Source organism: Pseudomonas sp. ANT_J12 (assembly GCF_008370045.1).
Classification (GTDB): Bacteria; Pseudomonadota; Gammaproteobacteria; order Pseudomonadales; family Pseudomonadaceae; genus Aquipseudomonas.
Genome location: NZ_VOBN01000006.1, coordinates 299,469 through 316,993 on the forward strand (window position 1 = coordinate 299,469; position 17,525 = coordinate 316,993).

Genomic DNA, 17,525 nt, shown 5'->3' on the forward strand with positions numbered 1-17,525 from the left:
GCCTTTGTCCAAGGCGCTCGTAGCCCGGAAAATGGGCTTTTTGTGAATTCATCGCACACCGAATGTTGTTGCTCTCTGGTCTTTCTGGTATAAAGCAGCGCTCTTTTCTAGGGGCCCGGTTCCTTCACTGTAGGTGTAGCCGGTAAGACCTCTAAAGAAACGCGGCGCCTGGCGCCAAATGACTGAGAGATTAAGCGGCCAACCCATGCCGGGTTGGGCATGTGGTTTTAGAGGGCTGAGGCATGTCGAGAGTCTGTCAAGTTACCGGTAAGGGTCCGGTAACTGGGAATAACATTTCCCACGCAAACAACAAAACCCGTCGTCGTTTCCTGCCGAACCTGCAGCATCATCGCTTCTGGGTTGAAGAAGAGAAACGTTTCGTGCGTCTGCGCGTATCTGCCAAAGGCATGCGTATCATCGACAAGCGTGGCATCACTGTCGTGCTGGCCGAAATCCGCAAAGCTGGCAAGATCTAAGGGAGCTAATCATGCGTGAATTGATTCGAATGATTTCTAGCGCCGGTACTGGTCACTTCTACACTACCGACAAGAACAAGCGTACTACCCCGGACAAGCTCGAAAAGCGCATGTTCGACCCGCGCGTTCGTAAGCACGTGATGTACAAAGAAGGCAAAATCAAGTAATTGATTTTTCTCTCTTACAAAAAAGGCCCGTATCGCGAGATACGGGCCTTTTTTGTTGCCTGTGGGTTATGCATTGCCTGTCAGGACGCCTTCGCGGGCAAGCCTCGCCCCTGCGGATCACACTGAACTGTAGGAGCGAGGCTTGCCCGCGAAGAGGCCGGCCCGGACAACACAAATCCACTAATCCTCAAGCCTTCTGTTCAAACACCACATAAATCTTGCGGCACGACTCCAGCACTTCCCAGGTCCCGCGAAAACCCGCCGGAATCACAAAACGATCACCCACCCGCAGCGTCTTGCTGTTGCCATCGTTATCGCGCAGAACCGACACGCCCTGAACGATCTCGCAGTATTCATGTTCGGTGTAATTCACCAGCCACTGGCCGATTTCGCCTTCCCACACACCAGCGCTCATCTGCCCGCACGGGCTGTTGTAGTGGTTGTACACCGCTTGCTCGGGGTCGCCCTTGAGGACTTTGGCCGGGTCCGGCCGATAGCGATCGGGCTGGGTGGTGGCTTGGCTGAAGTCGACGACATCCTGGATATTCATTTTGTTGTAATCCCCCGTGATTGCGGCGCAATGGCTGAAAAGACCCAAAGTCTATGTTTATTAAAATGAACACTGCAAGGCCGTTTTCCGACCTTGTGTCAAATATATTGAAACAACCCCGGCCACTGGTTTAGGGTGGCAGGTGCCTCGGGCCGATAGTAGGCTGTGCCGGGCAGAATTCCTGACAGCACCCGCGAAGAACGCGGGGCTCTCGTATTCAACAAGAGGAGGACACTCGAATGACCACCCTGACTCGTGCCGACTGGGAACAACGGGCTCGCGATCTGAAGATCGAAGGCCGCGCCTACATCAATGGCGAATACACCGATGCCGTCTCCAGCGAGACCTTCGAGTGCATCAGCCCGGTCGATGGCCGTCTGCTGGGCAAGATTGCCAGCTGTGACGCCGCCGACGCCCAGCGCGCCGTGGAAAACGCCCGCGCCACCTTCAATTCCGGCGTGTGGTCGCGCCTGGCGCCGACCAAACGCAAAGCCACCATGATTCGTTTCGCCGGCCTGCTCAAACAGCACGCCGAAGAACTCGCCCTGCTTGAAACCCTGGACATGGGCAAGCCGATCAGCGACTCCCTGTACATCGACGTTCCCGGCGCGGCGCAAGCCCTGAGCTGGAGCGGCGAGGCCATCGACAAGATCTACGACGAAGTGGCCGCCACTCCGCACGATCAACTGGGTCTGGTCACTCGCGAGCCAGTCGGCGTGGTCGGCGCCATCGTGCCGTGGAACTTCCCGCTGATGATGGCCTGCTGGAAACTCGGCCCGGCGCTGTCCACCGGTAACTCGGTGATCCTCAAGCCGTCGGAAAAATCCCCGCTGACCGCTATCCGTATCGCGGCGCTGGCTGTTGAAGCCGGCATTCCGAAAGGCGTGCTGAACGTGCTGCCAGGCTACGGCCACACCGTCGGCAAGGCCCTGGCCCTGCACAACGACGTGGACACCCTGGTGTTCACCGGTTCGACCAAGATCGCCAAGCAACTGCTGATCTATTCGGGCGAATCGAACATGAAGCGCGTCTGGCTCGAAGCCGGCGGCAAGAGCCCGAACATCGTGTTCGCCGATGCCCCGGACCTGCAAGCCGCCGCCGAATCCGCCGCCAGCGCCATCGCCTTCAACCAGGGCGAAGTCTGCACCGCCGGTTCGCGTCTGCTGGTCGAGCGTTCGATCAAGGACACCTTCCTGCCGCTGGTGATCGAAGCACTGAAAACCTGGAAGCCGGGCAATCCGCTGGACCCGGCGACCAACGTTGGCGCGTTGGTGGACACCCAGCAGATGAACACCGTGCTGTCCTACATCGAATCCGGCCACACCGATGGCGCCAAACTGGTGGCCGGCGGCAAGCGCATCCTGCAGGAAACCGGCGGCACCTACGTTGAACCGACGATTTTCGACGGCGTGAACAACGCGATGAAAATCGCCCAGGAGGAAATCTTTGGCCCTGTGTTGTCGGTCATCGCTTTCGATACCGCCGAAGAAGCCATTGCGATTGCCAACGACACGCCCTACGGCCTGGCCGCTGCGGTGTGGACCAAGGACATCTCCAAGGCACACCTGACCGCCAAGGCCCTGCGTGCCGGTAGCGTGTGGGTCAACCAGTACGACGGCGGCGACATGACTGCGCCGTTCGGTGGTTTCAAACAGTCGGGCAATGGTCGCGACAAGTCGCTGCATGCGTTCGACAAGTACACCGAGCTGAAGGCGACCTGGATCAAGTTGTAAGTCTCAAGCCTGCGGTGTTGCTGATCACGCCTTCGCGGGCAAGCCTCGCTCCTACAGAGATCGCGTAGGGCGGGGCGACGCGGTACCACAGGTCTATCGCCGCAGCCGGACTTTCCTCAAAGGAAGGTCCGGCTGTGTCGTCTCTGTTGTTTGAAAAACACTATCCACAGGAGCGTGGAACATGCGTTGGGCGACTTATTTCGCCGTGTTGGCGTCGGTCTTGAGTGTCGGCCTGGCCCTGGGCGTCAGCATGCCGCTGGTGTCGTTTCGCCTGGAAAGCTGGGGTTACGGTTCGTTTGCCATTGGTGTGATGGCGGCGATGCCGGCCATTGGTGTGCTGCTAGGGGCGAAGATCTCCAGTCACCTGGCCGCGCGTCTTGGCACCGCGAATCTGATGCGTCTGTGCCTGTGGGCCGGGGCGGTGTCCATCGGATTGCTGGCGCTGTTGCCGAGTTATCCGATCTGGCTGGTACTGCGCCTGATGATCGGGGTGATTCTGACCCTGGTCTTTATCCTCGGTGAAAGCTGGATCAACCAACTGGTGATCGAAAAGTGGCGTGGGCGCCTGGTGGCGTTGTATGGCAGCAGCTATGCGTTGAGCCAACTGGGCGGGCCGTTGCTGTTGGGCGCGTTGGGCACGGAACACGATTACGGCTTCTGGGTCGGTGTCGGGTTATTGCTGACGGCGCCGTTGCTGCTGTTGGGCCGCAGCGGCGCACCGAGCAGTGAAGCCAGCAGCGTGACCTTCGGCGATTTGTGGACCTTCTGCCGGGGGTTGCCGGCGATTGCCTGGGCGGTGTCGCTGTTCGCCGCGTTTGAAGCGATGATCCTGACCTTGTTGCCGGTGTATTGCCTGCGCCAGGGCTTCACTGCGGAAATCGCCCTGGCCATGGTCAGTACCGTGGTGGTCGGCGATGCCTTGCTGCAGCTTCCCATCGGTGCGCTGGCGGATCGGTTGTCCCGGCGCAGTCTGTTCACGGGCTGCGCGGTAGTCTTGCTGCTGTCCAGCCTGGCGATTCCGCTGCTGATCGATACGTTGCTGATCTGGCCGCTGTGGGTGTTGTTCGGCGCCAGTGCCGGTGGATTGTTCACCCTGTCGCTGATCCTGATCGGCGAGCGTTATCGCGACGATGCGCTGGTGCGGGCCAATGCCCATATCGCGCAGTTGTGGGGAATCGGGTGCCTGATCGGCCCCTTGGCGGCCGGGGCGGGGAGCCAGTGGATCAGCGGGCATGCGTTGCCGTTGCTAATGGCGGTGGGGGCGTTAGGGTTGGTGGTTTTGCTGATGCGCCAAGGGGCGTTTGGCGCGGTGGCCGAGCCCGCTTAAAACCTGTGGAAGCGAGCTTGTGTGGCGAGGGGGCTTGCCCCCGTTCGGCTGCGCAGCAGTCGTAAAACCATCCACCGCGACATAACGGGTAGATTCGTGTCGTCAACTTTGGGGCTGCTTCGCCGCCCAGCGGGGGCAAGCCCCCTCGCCACAATTGATCAGTAAACCTTGACTACAACATCCGCTCCAGGCCGACGGTGGTGCTGAACCACGCATTAAACCGGCGCCACAGGCTTCCCGGTTCCTTGGTCAGGGTATGCAACTTGCCGTTGTCCTCGGTCACCCAAACGATCTGCCCCTTCTCCAGTTTCGCCTCATAACTCAACGGTGGCGCCATGCCTTGCAGCGCCAATTCACGCACATGCGCGGCCAGCTCCGGGCTGTCCACCAGCACGCCGACTTCGGTGTTCCACAGCACCGAGCGCGGGTCGAAATTGAATGAGCCGATAAACGATTTCTGTTGATCGAAGATCATCGCCTTGCTGTGCAGGCTCGAATCCGAGCCCTGATAGGCCGAACGCCGGAACAGATGCGGACCACTGCCGCTGCCGGCGCCAGGCTGGCGACGCAGTTCGAACAGCTTCACGCCATGCTCCAGCAAGGCCTTGCGATACGGCGCGTAACCACCGTGCACCGCCGGTACGTCGGTGGCTTCCAGCGCGTTGGTCAGCAGGCTCACCGAGACCCCGGCGTCGGCGCGCCCGGTCAGGTACACCAGCCCCGGTTGGCCGGGCACGAAGTAGGCGGAAATCATGATCAGCTCTTTGCTCACGCCGCGCAGTTCCGGCGCCAATTGCGTGGTCAGCAGCAACTGCGGGTCGGGCTCGCCCTTGGACAGGACTTTGCTCGGCGCGTCCCACAGCGCCTGATTCCAGGCCCAGATCAGCTCCCGGCGCCAGATGTCCAGGCGTGGGTATTTGTCGTAGACCATCAGTTGTTGATACAGCGCGTGGTTCTGCTTGCGGGTTTCTTCCAGGGATTCTTCCAGGCGCGTGCGGGTGTTTTTCAGGTCCTTGAGCGTCGGTTTGCTGGAGAGGAATTCGTCGATCGGCTTGCTCAGGGCGCTGTTCCAGTACTGGTCGAAGCTGTGCCCGAGTTGCTCGGCCACCGGCCCGACGCTGAGCATGTCGATGTCGGTGAAGTTCAGGTTGGGCTCGGCATCGAAATACTCGTCGCCCAGGTTGCGCCCGCCGACGATGGCCGCGCTGTTGTCCGCCAGCCACAGCTTGTTATGCATGCGCCGGTGTTGCAGCGACAAGTCGAACAAACGGCCCATGGTCCGCGTCACGCCCGTGCTGCGCCCCAGGTGCAGCGGGTTGAACAGGCGGATCTGGATCTGCGGATGGGCCGCCAGGGTCGCGATAATCTGGTCGAGGCCATCGCTGGTGGTGTCATCGAGCAGGATCCTCACCCGCACACCGCGATCAGCGGCCTTGAGCAATTCTTCCACCAGCATGCGCGTGCTGATGCCGTCGTGGACGATGTAGTACTGCAAGTCGAGGCTGGTCTGGGCGTTGCGGATCAACTCGGCCCGGGCCATGAAGGCTTCGGTGCTGTTGGACAGCAGGCGAAAGCCGGATTGCCCCTGATGCGGCGCGGCCTGGGCCTGGATTGAGCGGCCGAAGCTTGAGTCGGTTGCGGGCAATGCCTGGCTCGGTTCGCGGGGCACGTCGAGGCTGGCGCAACCGCTGAGGAACGAGGCGAGTAACAGCAGAGCGAGTAGGGGCTGTCTGAGGCTCACGTGGGATCGTTCCGATTGGCTAGGGTCGGCATATGGACGCGGGTTTTCGGATAAAGGTCAGTCGTTGAGGCAATCAGTTTCCGCAAGCAGTTTGATCGCCGCCGCGCCCACCTTGCGCACGGCGTCTTCGATCTGCGCTGTTGGCTTGGCAGCGTAGTTCATCCGCAGGCAATTACGATATTTGCCCGAAGCCGAAAAGATGCTGCCGACGGCAATCTGTACGCCCTGGTCGTGCAGCGCACGATTCAGTTTCAGGGTATCGAAGCCTTCCGGCAGTTCGACCCACAGCATGAAACTGCCTTGGGGACGACTGGCCCGGGTGCCGGCGGGGAAGTAGCGCGTGACCCAATCGATCATCATGTCGCGATTGCGCTGGTATTGGGTGCGCATCCGCCGCAAATGCGGTTCGAAGTGCCCGGCCTTGAGGAAATCGGCGATGGCGATCTGCGCTTGTGGCGCGGTGGAGCCGGTGCTGATGTATTTCATGTGCAGCCCCCGTTCCAGATACCGGCCCGGTGCGACCCAACCGATGCGCAGCCCCGGCGCCAACGTCTTGGAAAACGAACTGCACAGCAGCACGCGGCCGTCTTCATCGAAGGATTTGATCGTGCGGGGACGCGGGTAGGTGTAGGCCAGTTCGCCATACACATCGTCCTCGATGATCGCCACGTCGAAGCGCTGTGCCAGGTTCAACAATGCGCGTTTACGCGCCTCCGGCATGATGTAGCCCAACGGGTTGTTGCAGTTGGGGGTCAACTGTATGGCCTTGATCGGCCATTGTTCCAGGGCCAGTTCCAGCGCATCGAGGCTGATGCCGGTGATCGGGTCGGTGGGGATTTCCAGGGCCTTCATGCCCAGGCCCTTGAGGGTCTGCATGGCGCCGTGGAAGCTCGGCGAATCCACGGCGACGATGTCGCCAGGTGAGCAGATGGAGCGGATGCTGGTGGACAGCGCTTCGTGGCAACCGGTGGTGACCACCAGGTCAGCGGCGCTCAGTTGGCAACCGGAATCGAGCATTAGCCGGGCGATCTGTTCGCGCAGGTCGAGGTTGCCGTGGATGTTGTCGTAATACAGGCCGGGCATGTCCTGGCGACGGCTGATCTGCGCCAGCCCGCGTAGCAACGGTTTCATGGTTGGCGTGGTGATGTCCGGCATGCCGCGACCGAGTTGCACCACGTCTTTGCGCGGCACGGCGCGGATCAGCTCCAGCACCTGGTCCCACTGGGAAATATCCACCGGACGTTGCGCCGGACGGCCGACGGCAGGCAGTTCCGGCAGCTCGCGACTGACCGGCACAAAGTACCCGGATTTGGGTTTCGGCGTCGCCAGCCCGCTGTCTTCCAGCACCCGATACGCCTGCTGCACCGTGCTCAGGCTGACCCCGTGCTCGACACTCAACGCCCGCACCGACGGCAGCCGGTCGCCGGGACGATAGAAGCCCTGTTCGATACGTGTGCCGAGCAATTCGGCGAGATTAACGTAAAGGGTCATGACACTGCCTCGATGCGGGTGATTCGGTTAACCAGTACAGATGGGGCAAAAATACGTGATTCAGAGGTTTAAGCGGTCAATCTGTATGGAAATAATACAGCGGCTTTGAATCTGTAATGCTTTTCGCCGTCCGCGCATGATGAAACCTCTGGCTACCCAAGTAAACAGGAGCGATCAACATGAACGGCTTGAGCGATGTGCGGCTGACGTTACACAGTCAGGAACTGGCGGCAGGGCAGAACCACGGCACCCGTGAGGCGCAAATGCGCAACGCGCCGTCCTGCCTGGGGCGCTGGGGTCTGTTCTGGCATCGTCTGCACACGCGCAAGGCGTTGCTGAGCCTGACCCCGGAGCAGTTGCGGGATGTTGGGTTGAGTCGGGAGCAGGCATTGGCGGAGGGGCTTAAGCCGTTCTGGCGGATCTGAGTCTTGTGTCAATCTTTCGATCCATTCGCGGGCAAGCCTCGCTCCTGCGGTTTAGCGTTGATCCAACGAACGACGCGTAACCTGTAGGAGCGAGGCTTGCCCGCGAAGGCGCCCTTACAGACGCTAAAGAGCTATCAGACCAACTCTTTCATCCGATGCCACAACATCCCCAACGCCAACAACGGCGAACGCAAATGCCTGCCGCCCGGGAAGGTGATGTGCGGCACCTGGGCAAACAGATCGAACCCTCCGCTGTGTTGGCCGCCGATGGCTTCAGCCAGCAACTTGCCCGCCAGGTGCGTGGCATTCACCCCGTGACCGGAATAGGCCTGGGCGTAATAGACGTTCGGCTGGTCCTTGAGCCGGCCGATCTGCGGCAGTCGGTTGGCGCCGATGCCGATCATGCCGCCCCATTGATAGTCGATCTTCACCCCGGCCAACTGCGGGAATACGTCCAGCATCTTCGGCCGCATATACGCTGCGATGTCTTTCGGGTCCCGACCCGAGTAATGGCAGGCACCGCCGAACAGCAAGCGCCGATCCGCCGAGAGCCGGTAGTAATCCAGCGCTACCCGTTGATCACACACCGCCATGTTCTGCGGCAGCAAGGCGTGCGCCTGCTCTTCGTTCAACGGCTCGGTGGCGATGATGTAGCTGCCGGCGGGTAGCACTTTGCCGCTGAGTTCGGGGTTGAGATCGTTGAGGTAGGCGTTGCAGCCCAGCACCAGAGTTTTGGCGCGGACGGAGCCTTGGGCGGTGTGGACCTTCACTTCGCTGCCGTACTCGATGCGAGTGACTGCCGACTGTTCGAACAGTCTTGCGCCCAATTGCTGTGCGGCTGCCGCTTCGCCGAGCGCCAGGTTAAGCGGGTGAAGATGCCCGGAACCCATATCAATCAAGCCGCCAACATAACGATCGGAGCCGACTACCGAATGCATTTCATTGGCTTGCAGCAGTCGGGTTTCATAGCGATAACCGAGGCCGCGCAGTTCTTCGGCCTCCTCGGCGAAGCCTTCAAGATCTCGAGGTTTGTTGGCCAGATCGCAATAACCCCAGGTCAGGTCGCAGGGGATCTGAAAACGCTCGACTCGCTGTCGGACGATTTCCACCGCTTCCAGGCCCATGAGTTTCATCTGACGCACGCCGTCGGCACCGATGACGTTGGTGAACTGATCGAGGCCATGGCCGACCCCGCGAATCAATTGCCCGCCGTTGCGCCCGCTCGCGCCCCAGCCAATCTTGTGGGCTTCCAGCAACACCACGCTGAAGCCGCGTTCCGCCAGTTCCAGTGCGGTGTTTAACCCGGAAAACCCGCCGCCGACCACGCACACATCCGCCGTCAACTCGCCCTGCAGCGCCGGATGATCGGGCTGTGGCAGGCTGCTGGCGGCGTAATAAGAGGCGGTGTGCCGGGCAGGGGCATTCATGCGTGGATTCCTGATGCGTGTGTTTGAAAAAGTTGACGGAGCATAAGCCGGACCTTCCGACGCGGGCAACACTGGTCAGTTGCGGCTGTATGGATCGGGCCGGATGCGTCAGAATCGCGCTCTATTCCGCTTTTGGTCACCACTTCGATGAGCTGCAACAGTCAGAAGATTCGCACCCTGCGCCAGCAAATCCCCTCGTTCGAGTGCGTGCCGGGCTGCCATGACTGCTGCGGGCCGGTCACCACCTCACCGGAAGAAATGTCCCGCCTGCCGCGAAAGACCCGCGCCGAGCAGGATGCGGCGATGGATGAGCTCAATTGCGTCCACCTGGGGCCCGACGGCTGCACCGTGTATGGCGAGCGGCCGCTGATCTGCCGGCTGTTCGGCACCACCAAGACCTTGCCATGCCCCAACGGGCGCGGGCCGGTGGAGCTGATTCATCCACGGGTGGAGAAGCAGATTCATGAGTACATGGCTTCGACGCGGCAGGTCCTCGTGTGATCGTTCCCACGCTCCGCGTGGGAATGCAGCCCGGGACGCTCTGCGTCCCCAAGAGCCGAACGCGGAGCGTCCGTTGAGGCATTCCCACGCAGAGCGTGGGAACGATCGGCGTGAGGTCAATCCGGAATCGGCAAACACAAACTCTCTTTCACCTCTTCCATCACGATATAGCTCTTTGACTCGCGCACATGCGGCAGCTTGAGCAAGATATCGCCCAGCAATTTGCGGTACGACGCCATCTCGGAAATCCGCGCCTTCACCAGATAATCGAAGTCCCCTGACACCAAATGGCACTCCAGCACGTGGGGCAGTTTCAGCACGGCGCGTCGGAACTCTTCGAAAGTGTCGCCGGATTTGTAGTCGAGACTGATCTCGACAAACACCAGCAGGCTACCCTTGAGGTGCTGCGGATTGAGCCGGGCGTTGTAGCCCATGATGATTCCTTCGCGCTCCAGCCGACGGACCCGCTCGGTGCAGGGCGTGGTCGACAGGCCGACCTTTTCCCCCAGCTCGGTGAAGGAGATGCGCCCGTCCGCTTGCAGGATCCGCAGGATGTTGCGGTCGATCTTGTCCAGCTCACGTTTGGTCTGAGTGTTGGTACGCATAGGGGATGCGCCTCCGTGAAAAGGGTTTTTGCCGAGAATTGTCGCCAAATATAGGCACTTATATAGTGAAATGCACTGGCTAATCTTTTTTAAACTGCCCACATCTTCGGTCTGCACAACACACGTCAGCGGTAAGCCGCGATGAGGGATACAAAAATGCGCGTTATGGTCTTGGGTAGCGGCGTCATCGGTACCGCCAGTGCTTACTATCTGGCCCGTGCCGGATTTGAAGTGGTGGTGGTCGACCGGCAGCCGGCCGCTGCCATGGAGACCAGTTTCGCCAACGCCGGGCAGGTCTCGCCGGGTTATGCCTCGCCGTGGGCCGCGCCGGGTGTGCCGCTCAAGGCCATCAAGTGGCTGCTGCAGCGCCACGCGCCGCTGGCGATCAAGGCGACTGCCGACATCGACCAATACCTGTGGATGGCGCAGATGCTGCGCAACTGCACCGCCAACCGTTATGCGGTGAACAAGGAGCGCATGGTGCGTCTGTCCGAGTACAGCCGTGACTGCCTCGACGAATTGCGCGCTGAAACCGGCATTGCCTACGAAGGCCGCAGCCTGGGGACTACACAACTGTTCCGCACCCAGGCTCAGCTCGACGGCGCCGCGAAAGACATCGCCGTGCTCAAAGAGTCCGGCGTGCCGTTCGAACTGCTCGACCGCGCCGGCATTTCCCGGGTTGAACCGGCCCTGGCGGCTGTCACCGACATCCTCGCCGGTGCCCTGCGCCTGCCGAACGACCAGACCGGCGACTGCCAGATCTTCACCACCCGCCTGGCCGAAATGGCCGTGAAGCTGGGTGTGGAGTTCCGCTACGGCCAGGACATCCAGCGCCTCGACCACGCTGGTGATCGCGTGAATGGCGTGTGGATCGACGGCAAGCTGGAAACCGCTGACCGCTACGTCCTCGCCCTCGGCAGCTACTCGCCGCAACTGCTCAAGCCGCTGGGCATCAAGGCCCCGGTGTATCCGCTCAAGGGTTACTCCCTGACCGTGCCGATCACCAACCCGGCAATGGCCCCGACCTCGACTATTCTCGACGAGACCTACAAGGTCGCGATCACCCGTTTCGATAACCGCATCCGCGTGGGCGGCATGGCGGAAATCGCCGGTTTTGACCTGTCGCTTAACCCGCGTCGGCGCGAAACCCTGGAGATGATCGTCAACGACCTCTATCCTCAGGGCGGCGACCTGGCCCAGGCGAGTTTCTGGACCGGCCTGCGTCCGACCACCCCGGACGGCACACCGATCGTTGGCGCCACCCCGTTCAGCAACTTGTTCCTGAACACCGGCCACGGCACCCTCGGTTGGACCATGGCTTGTGGTTCCGGTCGTTTGCTGGCTGACCTGATGGCGAAGAAAACGCCGCAGATCAGCGCCGAAGGCCTCGATATTTCCCGTTATGGCAGCAAAATCAAGGAGTCCGCAAAGCATGGCAATCCAGCGCCAGCTCACCAATGAACGCATGAGTCAGATCGTCGCCCACAACGGTACGGTGTACCTGGCAGGGCAGGTCGGCGATGACATGAGCGCCGGGATTGAACAGCAGACCCGTGAAACCCTGGCCAACATCGAGCGGTTGCTCGACCTGGCCGGCACCGACAAGAACCACATACTGTCGGTGACGATTTACCTGAAAGACATCAACGCCGATTTCGCCGGCATGAATTCGGTATGGGACAAGTGGCTGCCAAAAGGCGTCGCCCCGGCCCGTGCCACGGTTGAGTCGAAGCTGTGCGAACCGCAAATCCTGGTTGAGCTGTCAGTGGTTGCCGCACTGCCTTAACCGGTCGTAACTATCCCTCTCCCGGTGCTGTTGGCGGTTCACGCCGTCAGCCAGCGCCGGTTTTTATTCCCATGACCGCCTAGAAGTCTGCCGCCATGCGTCCTGCCCGTGCCCTGATCGACCTTCAAGCCCTGCGTCACAACTACCAGATCGCCCGTGAACTCACGCCGGGGGCCAAAGCCCTCGCGGTGATCAAGGCCGATGCCTACGGCCATGGCGCGGTGCGTTGCGCCCAGGCGCTGGAAGCCGAGGCGGACGGCTTTGCCGTGGCGTGCATCGAAGAAGCCTTGGAGCTGCGCGCCGCCGGTATCAAGGCGCCGGTGTTGTTGCTGGAAGGTTTTTTCGAAGCCGATGAGCTGTCGCTGATTGTCGAGCACGACTTCTGGTGTGTGGTGCATTCGCTGTGGCAGCTCGAAGCGATTGAGAAAGCCGCGCTGAGCAAACCGATCACGGTCTGGCTCAAACTCGATTCCGGCATGCACCGGGTCGGTCTGCATCCAAAGGATTTCCAGTCGGGTTATCAACGGCTCCTGGCGAGCGGCAAAGTGGCAAAAATCGTCTTGATGAGCCACTTCGCCCGGGCCGATGAGCTGCATGAGCAGGCCAGTGCCGAGCAGGTTGCGGTGTTCGAGGCGGCGCGCCAGGGCTTGTCCGCCGAGATCAGCCTGCGCAACTCGCCGGCGGTGCTCGGTTGGCCGCAGATCCCCAGCGATTGGGTACGTCCGGGCATCATGCTCTACGGCGCCACACCTTTTGAAGAAGCCAACGCCGTGGCCTCGCGCCTGCAACCGGTGATGACACTGGAATCGAAAGTGATCTGCGTGCGCGAACTGCCGGCCGGCGAGCCGGTTGGCTATGGCGCCAAATTCATCACCCAGAAGCCGATGCGCATTGGCGTGGTCGCCATGGGTTATGCCGACGGCTACCCGCGTCATGCGCCGACCGGTACGCCGGTGCTGGTCGCCGGGCAACGCAGCCAGTTGCTGGGCCGGGTGTCGATGGACATGCTCTGCATCGACCTGACCGATGTGCCGCAAGCCGGGCTCGGTTCGACCGTCGAGTTGTGGGGCAAAAACATCCTGGCCAGCGAAGTGGCCATGGCCGCCGACACGATTCCGTACCAGATCTTCTGCAACCTGCGCCGGGTGCCGCTGCTCTATTCCGGGGCTTGAGACGAAACGACGCGCGTCGGAAGTCGCCTCGCCGAATGGGATTCAGGCCAAAGTGTTGTAAATACTGAACGCTGTCGCCATGATAACGCTCAATATCCTTACAACCTGAATCCCTGGAGGCTCCAGCATTGGACGTCGGTGAACGACTGCAATCCATCCGTAAGCTCAAAGGTCTTTCGCAGCGTGAGCTCGCCAAGCGCGCGGGCGTCACCAACAGCACCATTTCGATGATCGAGAAAAACAGCGTCAGCCCCTCGATCAGTTCGCTGCGCAAAGTGTTGGGCGGGATTCCCATGTCCATGGTCGAGTTCTTTTCCGAAGAAATCCTGCAGGAAAAACCGACCCAGATCGTCTACAAGGCCAACGAGCTGATCGATATCTCCGATGGCGCCGTGACCATGAAGCTGGTCGGCCGCGCGCACCCGAGCCGGGCTATCGCGTTCCTCAATGAAATCTACCCGCCAGGCGCCGACACCGGTGACGAGATGCTCACCCATGAGGGCGAGGAAACCGGGATTCTGGTGGAAGGGCGGCTGGAGTTGGTGGTCGGCGCTGAAACTTTTGTGCTCGAAGCCGGCGACAGCTACTACTTTGAAAGTACCAAGCCGCACCGTTTCCGGAATCCGTTCGACGCACCGGCGCGACTAATCAGCGCAGCCACACCGGCGAACTTCTAAAAAAGAGGCGTCCTGTAAGCATTGCGAAGGCGCCTGAACCGTTTTACGCCACGCAACAAGACCCCTTCGACTTTGGGGTTGTTTCAGTGTGGCGGGCTTGCCGTTATACTTGCGCCCGCCTGCGAACCGTGGCCGCGGGCGTGAATAGCCACCATTGAGGGTGAACGCGTGAACCTAATTATGAAAATGCTGGCTGCACCAGCAACTGTATTGGCCCTTTGGGCTGTGAGCGCACAAGCTGCAACGAACGACGATATTGCTAAACGCCTTGAGCCTGTGGGTCAGGTTTGTGTAACGGGTCAAGAGTGCAAAGGGATGGAAGTCGCGGCTTCGGCGGGCGGCGGTGGTGGGGCCAAGACCCCTGACGAAGTGATTGCAAAACATTGCAACGCTTGCCACGGTACCGGCCTGTTGGGCTCGCCAAAAATAGGCGATGCGGCTGACTGGGGCAAACGTGCCAAAGAACAAGGCGGGCTTGACGGTCTGCTGGCCAAAGCCATCACCGGCATCAACTCCATGCCGCCAAAAGGCACCTGCGCCGACTGCTCCGATCCTGAGCTGAAGGGCGCAATCGAGAAGATGTCCGGCCTGAAATAAGCCCCCATCTTCAGCGAAATAGCCGCTTGCGAGCGGCTTTTTTGTGCCTGCGATTTGCCTGCGCGACTATTCTTTGCAGCAAAGACCCGGCAAGCTCGGTCCAACCCCAATTCACGGAACGTGCGGGAGGATCAGATGGTGCAGTTGTGTTCTATCGAACAGGCGGTCGATGACGTACTGGCGCGGTTGCCGGCGCATATTCACATGGGCCTGCCCCTGGGTCTGGGCAAACCCAACCACTTCGTCAACGCGCTGTACCAGCGTATCGCGCAACTGCCCGAGCGGCGGCTGACGATCTACACCGCCCTGTGCCTCGGCCGGCCCTCCTTGGGCGATGGCCTGCAAAAGCGCTTCCTCGAACCCTTCATTGAACGGGTCTTCGGCGATTATCCAGAGCTGGAGTTTCTGGCGCCGCTGCAAAAAGACAGCCTGCCGCCGAACATCCAGGTCCAGCAATTCTTCATGCAACCCGGCAGCCTGTTGCACAGCGCCCAGGCTCAGCAGGATTACGTCAGCAGCAACTACAGCCACGCCGCCCGGGACATCAACGCCGCCGGGCTGAATCTGGTGGCGCAACTGGTGGCCAGCCATGGCGACCATCCCGATCGCCTCAGCCTGAGCTGCAATCCGGACATCACCCTCGACCTGTTTCCGATGATCGCCAAACGGCGTGAGGCGGGGGAGACGATCCTGCTGGTGGGCCAGGTGCACAACGATTTGCCCTACATGCCCGGTGATGCCGAAGTCGGCATGGACGCGTTCGACCTGCTGATCGACGAGAAGGACAACACCACGCTGTTCTCGACGCCCAACATGCCGGTGGGTTTCCAGGATCACTTCATCGGCCTGCACGCCAGTACGCTGGTGCGCGATGGCGGCACCTTGCAGATCGGCATCGGCTCCATGGGGGATGCGCTGACCGCGGCATTGCTGGCGCGCCAGGCGGATAACGCCGGGTACAAGGCGCTGCTGGCTGACCTGAACCTGAGCCAGTGGGCGCAGTTGATCGAGCGCGAGGGCGGCGTCGAACCTTTCGCCAAGGGGCTCTATGGTTGCAGCGAGATGTTCGTCAACGGTTTGCTGGTGCTGGGCGACGCCGGCATCATCCGGCGCAAGGTCTACCCGGACGTGCCGACCCAGCAACAGGCCAACGACGGCACCCTCGACGAAGCGGCGCAAACCGACGGCATCTCGGTGCACGGCGGCTTCTTCCTCGGCCCGCGCAGTTTCTACGAGCGCCTGCGCGAGTTGCCTCAAAGCAAGCGCCTCGAATTCAACATGACCCGCATCAGCTACATCAACGAACTCTACGGCCAGGAAGAGCTCAAGCGTTTGCAGCGCCTGGATGCGCGGTTCATCAACACCGTGTTCACCATGACCCTGATGGGGGCCGGTGTGGCGGATCAGTTGGAAGACGGGCGGGTGCTCAGCGGCGTCGGCGGGCAGTACAACTTCGTCGCCCAGGGCCATGCGCTGGAAGGTGCGCGTTCGGTGCTGATCCTGCGCAGTTGGCGCGAGTCGGGCGGGGAGGTCAGTTCGAACATTGTCTGGGAGTACGGCCATTGCACCATTCCCCGGCATCTGCGGGATATCGTCGTCACTGAATACGGCATCGCCGATTTGCGCGGCAAGACCGATTCGGCGGTGATCGAGGCGTTGCTCAATATCAGCGATTCACGCTTCCAGCCGGGGCTGATTGAACAGGCGCAGAACGTCGGCAAACTGCCGAAGAACTTCCGCCTCGATCCGCGCTTTGCCGACAACCATCCACAGCGTTTGCAGGCGATCCAGGCGCGGCATCCGAATTTATTTCCGGAGTATCCGCTGGGCTGTGATTTCACCGAGGTGGAGCGGGATGTGTTGCGGGCGCTGAACTGGTTGAAGAGCAAGTTCAAGCTGAGCGAGATTCTGGAATTGGGCAAGGCTGCGCTGGATGCGCCTGAAGCATCGCAATACCCGGAACATTTGGAGCGGATGCAGCTGACTGACACGGACGGGTTGAAAGAGGATTTGTTTCAGCGGCTACTGCTCACCGGCCTGAAAGCCACCGGCCAGCAGTGAGGGCGCCTTCGCGGGCAAGCCTCGCTCCTACAGGGGTTATGTCGACTACAACATTTGGCACGACATGCTGATCGTTCCCACGCTCTGCGTGGGAATGCCTCTTCGGACGCTCCGCGTTCGGCTTGGATGGGACGCGGAGCGTCCCGGGCTGCATTCCCACGCGGAGCGTGGGAACGATCATTGCGGGGGTTACTCGATGAAGGTCACGACACCGCCAGCCAACGACTGAACGCGAGCCAACGACTCAACCCGATAACCCTGCGCATCCAGTTCCGCACGCCCACCCTGGAACGACTTCTCGATCACGATCCCCAAACCGGCGACCGTCGCGCCAGCCTGCTTGATGATCGAGATCAGCGCCTGGGACGCCTTACCGTTGGCCAAAAAGTCATCGATGATCAGCACGCGGTCGCTGCTGGTCAGGTGGCGCGGGGAGATGGCCACGGTGCTTTCGGTCTGCTTGGTGAACGAATAAACGGTCGCCGACAGCAGGTTTTCGGTCAGGGTCAGGGACTGGTGCTTGCGGGCGAAGATCACCGGCACGCCCAGATTCAGGCCAGTCATGATCGCCGGGGCAATGCCCGAGGCTTCGATGGTGACGATCTTGGTGATGCCCGAGTCCTTGAACAGCGTGGCGAATTCGTCGCCGATCAGCTTCATCAAGGCCGGGTCGATCTGGTGGTTCAGAAAGGCGTCGACTTTCAGGACCTGATCGGAAAGCACGATGCCTTCTTCGCGAATTTTCTTGTGCAGTGCTTCCATGAAGCTTTCCTCTACGGACGCCTGTGC

Annotated in this window: 18 protein-coding genes; 12 read left to right on the forward strand and 6 right to left on the reverse strand. The window is 60.9% G+C overall.

Annotated elements, in window-relative coordinates; all coding sequences use genetic code 11:
* Positions 1-242: 242 nt before the first annotated feature.
* Positions 243-476 carry a 50S ribosomal protein L28 gene (gene rpmB / locus FQ192_RS16235; protein ID WP_007894701.1) on the forward strand — a complete coding sequence of 78 codons (234 nt, stop codon included), beginning with the start codon at positions 243-245 and terminating at the stop codon, positions 474-476.
* Between the two features lie 11 nt (positions 477-487).
* Positions 488-643 carry a 50S ribosomal protein L33 gene (gene rpmG, locus FQ192_RS16240; protein ID WP_008150173.1) on the forward strand — a complete coding sequence of 52 codons (156 nt, stop codon included), beginning with the start codon at positions 488-490 and terminating at the stop codon, positions 641-643.
* Between the two features lie 187 nt (positions 644-830).
* Here rpmG and FQ192_RS16245 read toward each other — a convergent pair whose 3' ends face one another.
* Positions 831-1,193 carry a cupin domain-containing protein gene (locus tag FQ192_RS16245; RefSeq protein WP_123515785.1) on the reverse strand — a complete coding sequence of 121 codons (363 nt, stop codon included), beginning with the start codon at positions 1,191-1,193 and terminating at the stop codon, positions 831-833.
* A gap of 239 nt (positions 1,194-1,432) precedes the next feature.
* Between FQ192_RS16245 and FQ192_RS16250 the strand changes: the two genes are divergently transcribed.
* Together FQ192_RS16250 and FQ192_RS16255 are read left to right on the forward strand one after the other, a co-directional pair.
* A complete protein-coding gene (locus FQ192_RS16250; RefSeq protein WP_054048467.1) occupies positions 1,433-2,926 on the forward strand; it encodes an aldehyde dehydrogenase in 1,494 nt (497 codons plus the stop codon).
* A gap of 181 nt (positions 2,927-3,107) precedes the next feature.
* Complete coding sequence (locus tag FQ192_RS16255) at positions 3,108-4,253, forward strand: MFS transporter (RefSeq protein WP_149659486.1); 1,146 nt, start codon at positions 3,108-3,110, stop codon at positions 4,251-4,253.
* A gap of 172 nt (positions 4,254-4,425) precedes the next feature.
* Here FQ192_RS16255 and FQ192_RS16265 read toward each other — a convergent pair whose 3' ends face one another.
* Together FQ192_RS16265 and FQ192_RS16270 are read right to left on the reverse strand one after the other, a co-directional pair.
* Positions 4,426-5,994: a phospholipase D family protein gene (locus tag FQ192_RS16265; RefSeq protein WP_149659487.1), complete on the reverse strand. Its 1,569-nt coding sequence runs from the start codon at positions 5,992-5,994 to the stop codon at positions 4,426-4,428.
* Between the two features lie 57 nt (positions 5,995-6,051).
* Positions 6,052-7,485 carry a PLP-dependent aminotransferase family protein gene (locus FQ192_RS16270; protein ID WP_149659488.1) on the reverse strand — a complete coding sequence of 478 codons (1,434 nt, stop codon included), beginning with the start codon at positions 7,483-7,485 and terminating at the stop codon, positions 6,052-6,054.
* 179 nt (positions 7,486-7,664) lie between these two features.
* On the opposite strand from FQ192_RS16270, the gene FQ192_RS16275 reads away from it, so the two are divergent.
* The gene (locus tag FQ192_RS16275) at positions 7,665-7,910 is read left to right on the forward strand and encodes a DUF1127 domain-containing protein (RefSeq protein WP_149659489.1); all 246 of its coding nucleotides are present in this window, start codon (positions 7,665-7,667) and stop codon (positions 7,908-7,910) included.
* 134 nt (positions 7,911-8,044) lie between these two features.
* On the opposite strand, the gene FQ192_RS16280 is transcribed toward FQ192_RS16275, so the two are convergent.
* The gene (locus FQ192_RS16280) at positions 8,045-9,337 is read right to left on the reverse strand and encodes an FAD-binding oxidoreductase (protein WP_149659490.1); all 1,293 of its coding nucleotides are present in this window, start codon (positions 9,335-9,337) and stop codon (positions 8,045-8,047) included.
* Between the two features lie 147 nt (positions 9,338-9,484).
* Between FQ192_RS16280 and FQ192_RS16285 the strand changes: the two genes are divergently transcribed.
* Positions 9,485-9,838, forward strand: a complete 354-nt coding sequence (locus FQ192_RS16285; protein ID WP_149659491.1) for a YkgJ family cysteine cluster protein — start codon at positions 9,485-9,487, stop codon at positions 9,836-9,838.
* 116 nt (positions 9,839-9,954) lie between these two features.
* Here FQ192_RS16285 and FQ192_RS16290 read toward each other — a convergent pair whose 3' ends face one another.
* Positions 9,955-10,443, reverse strand: coding sequence for an Lrp/AsnC ligand binding domain-containing protein (locus FQ192_RS16290; protein WP_010465173.1), 489 nt, complete (start codon positions 10,441-10,443; stop codon positions 9,955-9,957).
* 156 nt (positions 10,444-10,599) lie between these two features.
* On the opposite strand from FQ192_RS16290, the gene dadA reads away from it, so the two are divergent.
* The 6 genes from dadA to FQ192_RS16320 all read left to right on the forward strand — a co-directional run bounded on the left by dadA (position 10,600) and on the right by FQ192_RS16320 (position 16,736).
* Positions 10,600-11,904 carry a D-amino acid dehydrogenase gene (gene dadA, locus FQ192_RS16295; RefSeq protein WP_149659492.1) on the forward strand — a complete coding sequence of 435 codons (1,305 nt, stop codon included), beginning with the start codon at positions 10,600-10,602 and terminating at the stop codon, positions 11,902-11,904.
* Complete coding sequence (locus tag FQ192_RS16300) at positions 11,876-12,229, forward strand: RidA family protein (RefSeq protein ID WP_149659493.1); 354 nt, start codon at positions 11,876-11,878, stop codon at positions 12,227-12,229. The genes dadA and FQ192_RS16300 overlap by 29 nt, the downstream gene beginning before the upstream one ends.
* 95 nt (positions 12,230-12,324) lie before the next feature.
* Positions 12,325-13,401 carry an alanine racemase gene (gene alr / locus FQ192_RS16305; protein WP_149659494.1) on the forward strand — a complete coding sequence of 359 codons (1,077 nt, stop codon included), beginning with the start codon at positions 12,325-12,327 and terminating at the stop codon, positions 13,399-13,401.
* A gap of 128 nt (positions 13,402-13,529) precedes the next feature.
* Positions 13,530-14,078 carry a cupin domain-containing protein gene (locus FQ192_RS16310; protein ID WP_047226150.1) on the forward strand — a complete coding sequence of 183 codons (549 nt, stop codon included), beginning with the start codon at positions 13,530-13,532 and terminating at the stop codon, positions 14,076-14,078.
* Positions 14,079-14,258: 180 nt separating this feature from the next.
* Entirely contained in the window at positions 14,259-14,675 is a 417-nt protein-coding gene (locus tag FQ192_RS16315; RefSeq protein ID WP_149659537.1) for a cytochrome c5 family protein, read from the forward strand.
* A gap of 135 nt (positions 14,676-14,810) precedes the next feature.
* Positions 14,811-16,736 (forward strand): acetyl-CoA hydrolase/transferase C-terminal domain-containing protein, encoded by a 1,926-nt coding sequence (locus FQ192_RS16320; RefSeq protein WP_149659495.1) that lies wholly within the window; start codon positions 14,811-14,813, stop codon positions 16,734-16,736.
* 189 nt (positions 16,737-16,925) lie between these two features.
* Here FQ192_RS16320 and FQ192_RS16325 read toward each other — a convergent pair whose 3' ends face one another.
* Entirely contained in the window at positions 16,926-17,498 is a 573-nt protein-coding gene (locus tag FQ192_RS16325) for a xanthine phosphoribosyltransferase (RefSeq protein ID WP_020799401.1), read from the reverse strand.
* Positions 17,499-17,525 lie beyond the last annotated feature (27 nt).

Coding starts and splice junctions, on each gene's coding strand:
- rpmB (WP_007894701.1), top strand. CDS start 243: ATGTCGAGAGTCTGTCAAGTTACCGGTAAGGGTCCGGTAACTGGGAAT.
- rpmG (WP_008150173.1), top strand. CDS start 488: ATGCGTGAATTGATTCGAATGATTTCTAGCGCCGGTACTGGTCACTTC.
- FQ192_RS16245 (WP_123515785.1), bottom strand. CDS start 1,193: ATGAATATCCAGGATGTCGTCGACTTCAGCCAAGCCACCACCCAGCCC.
- FQ192_RS16250 (WP_054048467.1), top strand. CDS start 1,433: ATGACCACCCTGACTCGTGCCGACTGGGAACAACGGGCTCGCGATCTG.
- FQ192_RS16255 (WP_149659486.1), top strand. CDS start 3,108: ATGCGTTGGGCGACTTATTTCGCCGTGTTGGCGTCGGTCTTGAGTGTC.
- FQ192_RS16270 (WP_149659488.1), bottom strand. CDS start 7,485: ATGACCCTTTACGTTAATCTCGCCGAATTGCTCGGCACACGTATCGAA.
- FQ192_RS16275 (WP_149659489.1), top strand. CDS start 7,665: ATGAACGGCTTGAGCGATGTGCGGCTGACGTTACACAGTCAGGAACTG.
- FQ192_RS16280 (WP_149659490.1), bottom strand. CDS start 9,337: ATGAATGCCCCTGCCCGGCACACCGCCTCTTATTACGCCGCCAGCAGC.
- FQ192_RS16285 (WP_149659491.1), top strand. CDS start 9,485: ATGAGCTGCAACAGTCAGAAGATTCGCACCCTGCGCCAGCAAATCCCC.
- FQ192_RS16290 (WP_010465173.1), bottom strand. CDS start 10,443: ATGCGTACCAACACTCAGACCAAACGTGAGCTGGACAAGATCGACCGC.
- dadA (WP_149659492.1), top strand. CDS start 10,600: ATGCGCGTTATGGTCTTGGGTAGCGGCGTCATCGGTACCGCCAGTGCT.
- FQ192_RS16300 (WP_149659493.1), top strand. CDS start 11,876: ATGGCAATCCAGCGCCAGCTCACCAATGAACGCATGAGTCAGATCGTC.
- alr (WP_149659494.1), top strand. CDS start 12,325: ATGCGTCCTGCCCGTGCCCTGATCGACCTTCAAGCCCTGCGTCACAAC.
- FQ192_RS16315 (WP_149659537.1), top strand. CDS start 14,259: ATGAAAATGCTGGCTGCACCAGCAACTGTATTGGCCCTTTGGGCTGTG.
- FQ192_RS16320 (WP_149659495.1), top strand. CDS start 14,811: ATGGTGCAGTTGTGTTCTATCGAACAGGCGGTCGATGACGTACTGGCG.
- FQ192_RS16325 (WP_020799401.1), bottom strand. CDS start 17,498: ATGGAAGCACTGCACAAGAAAATTCGCGAAGAAGGCATCGTGCTTTCC.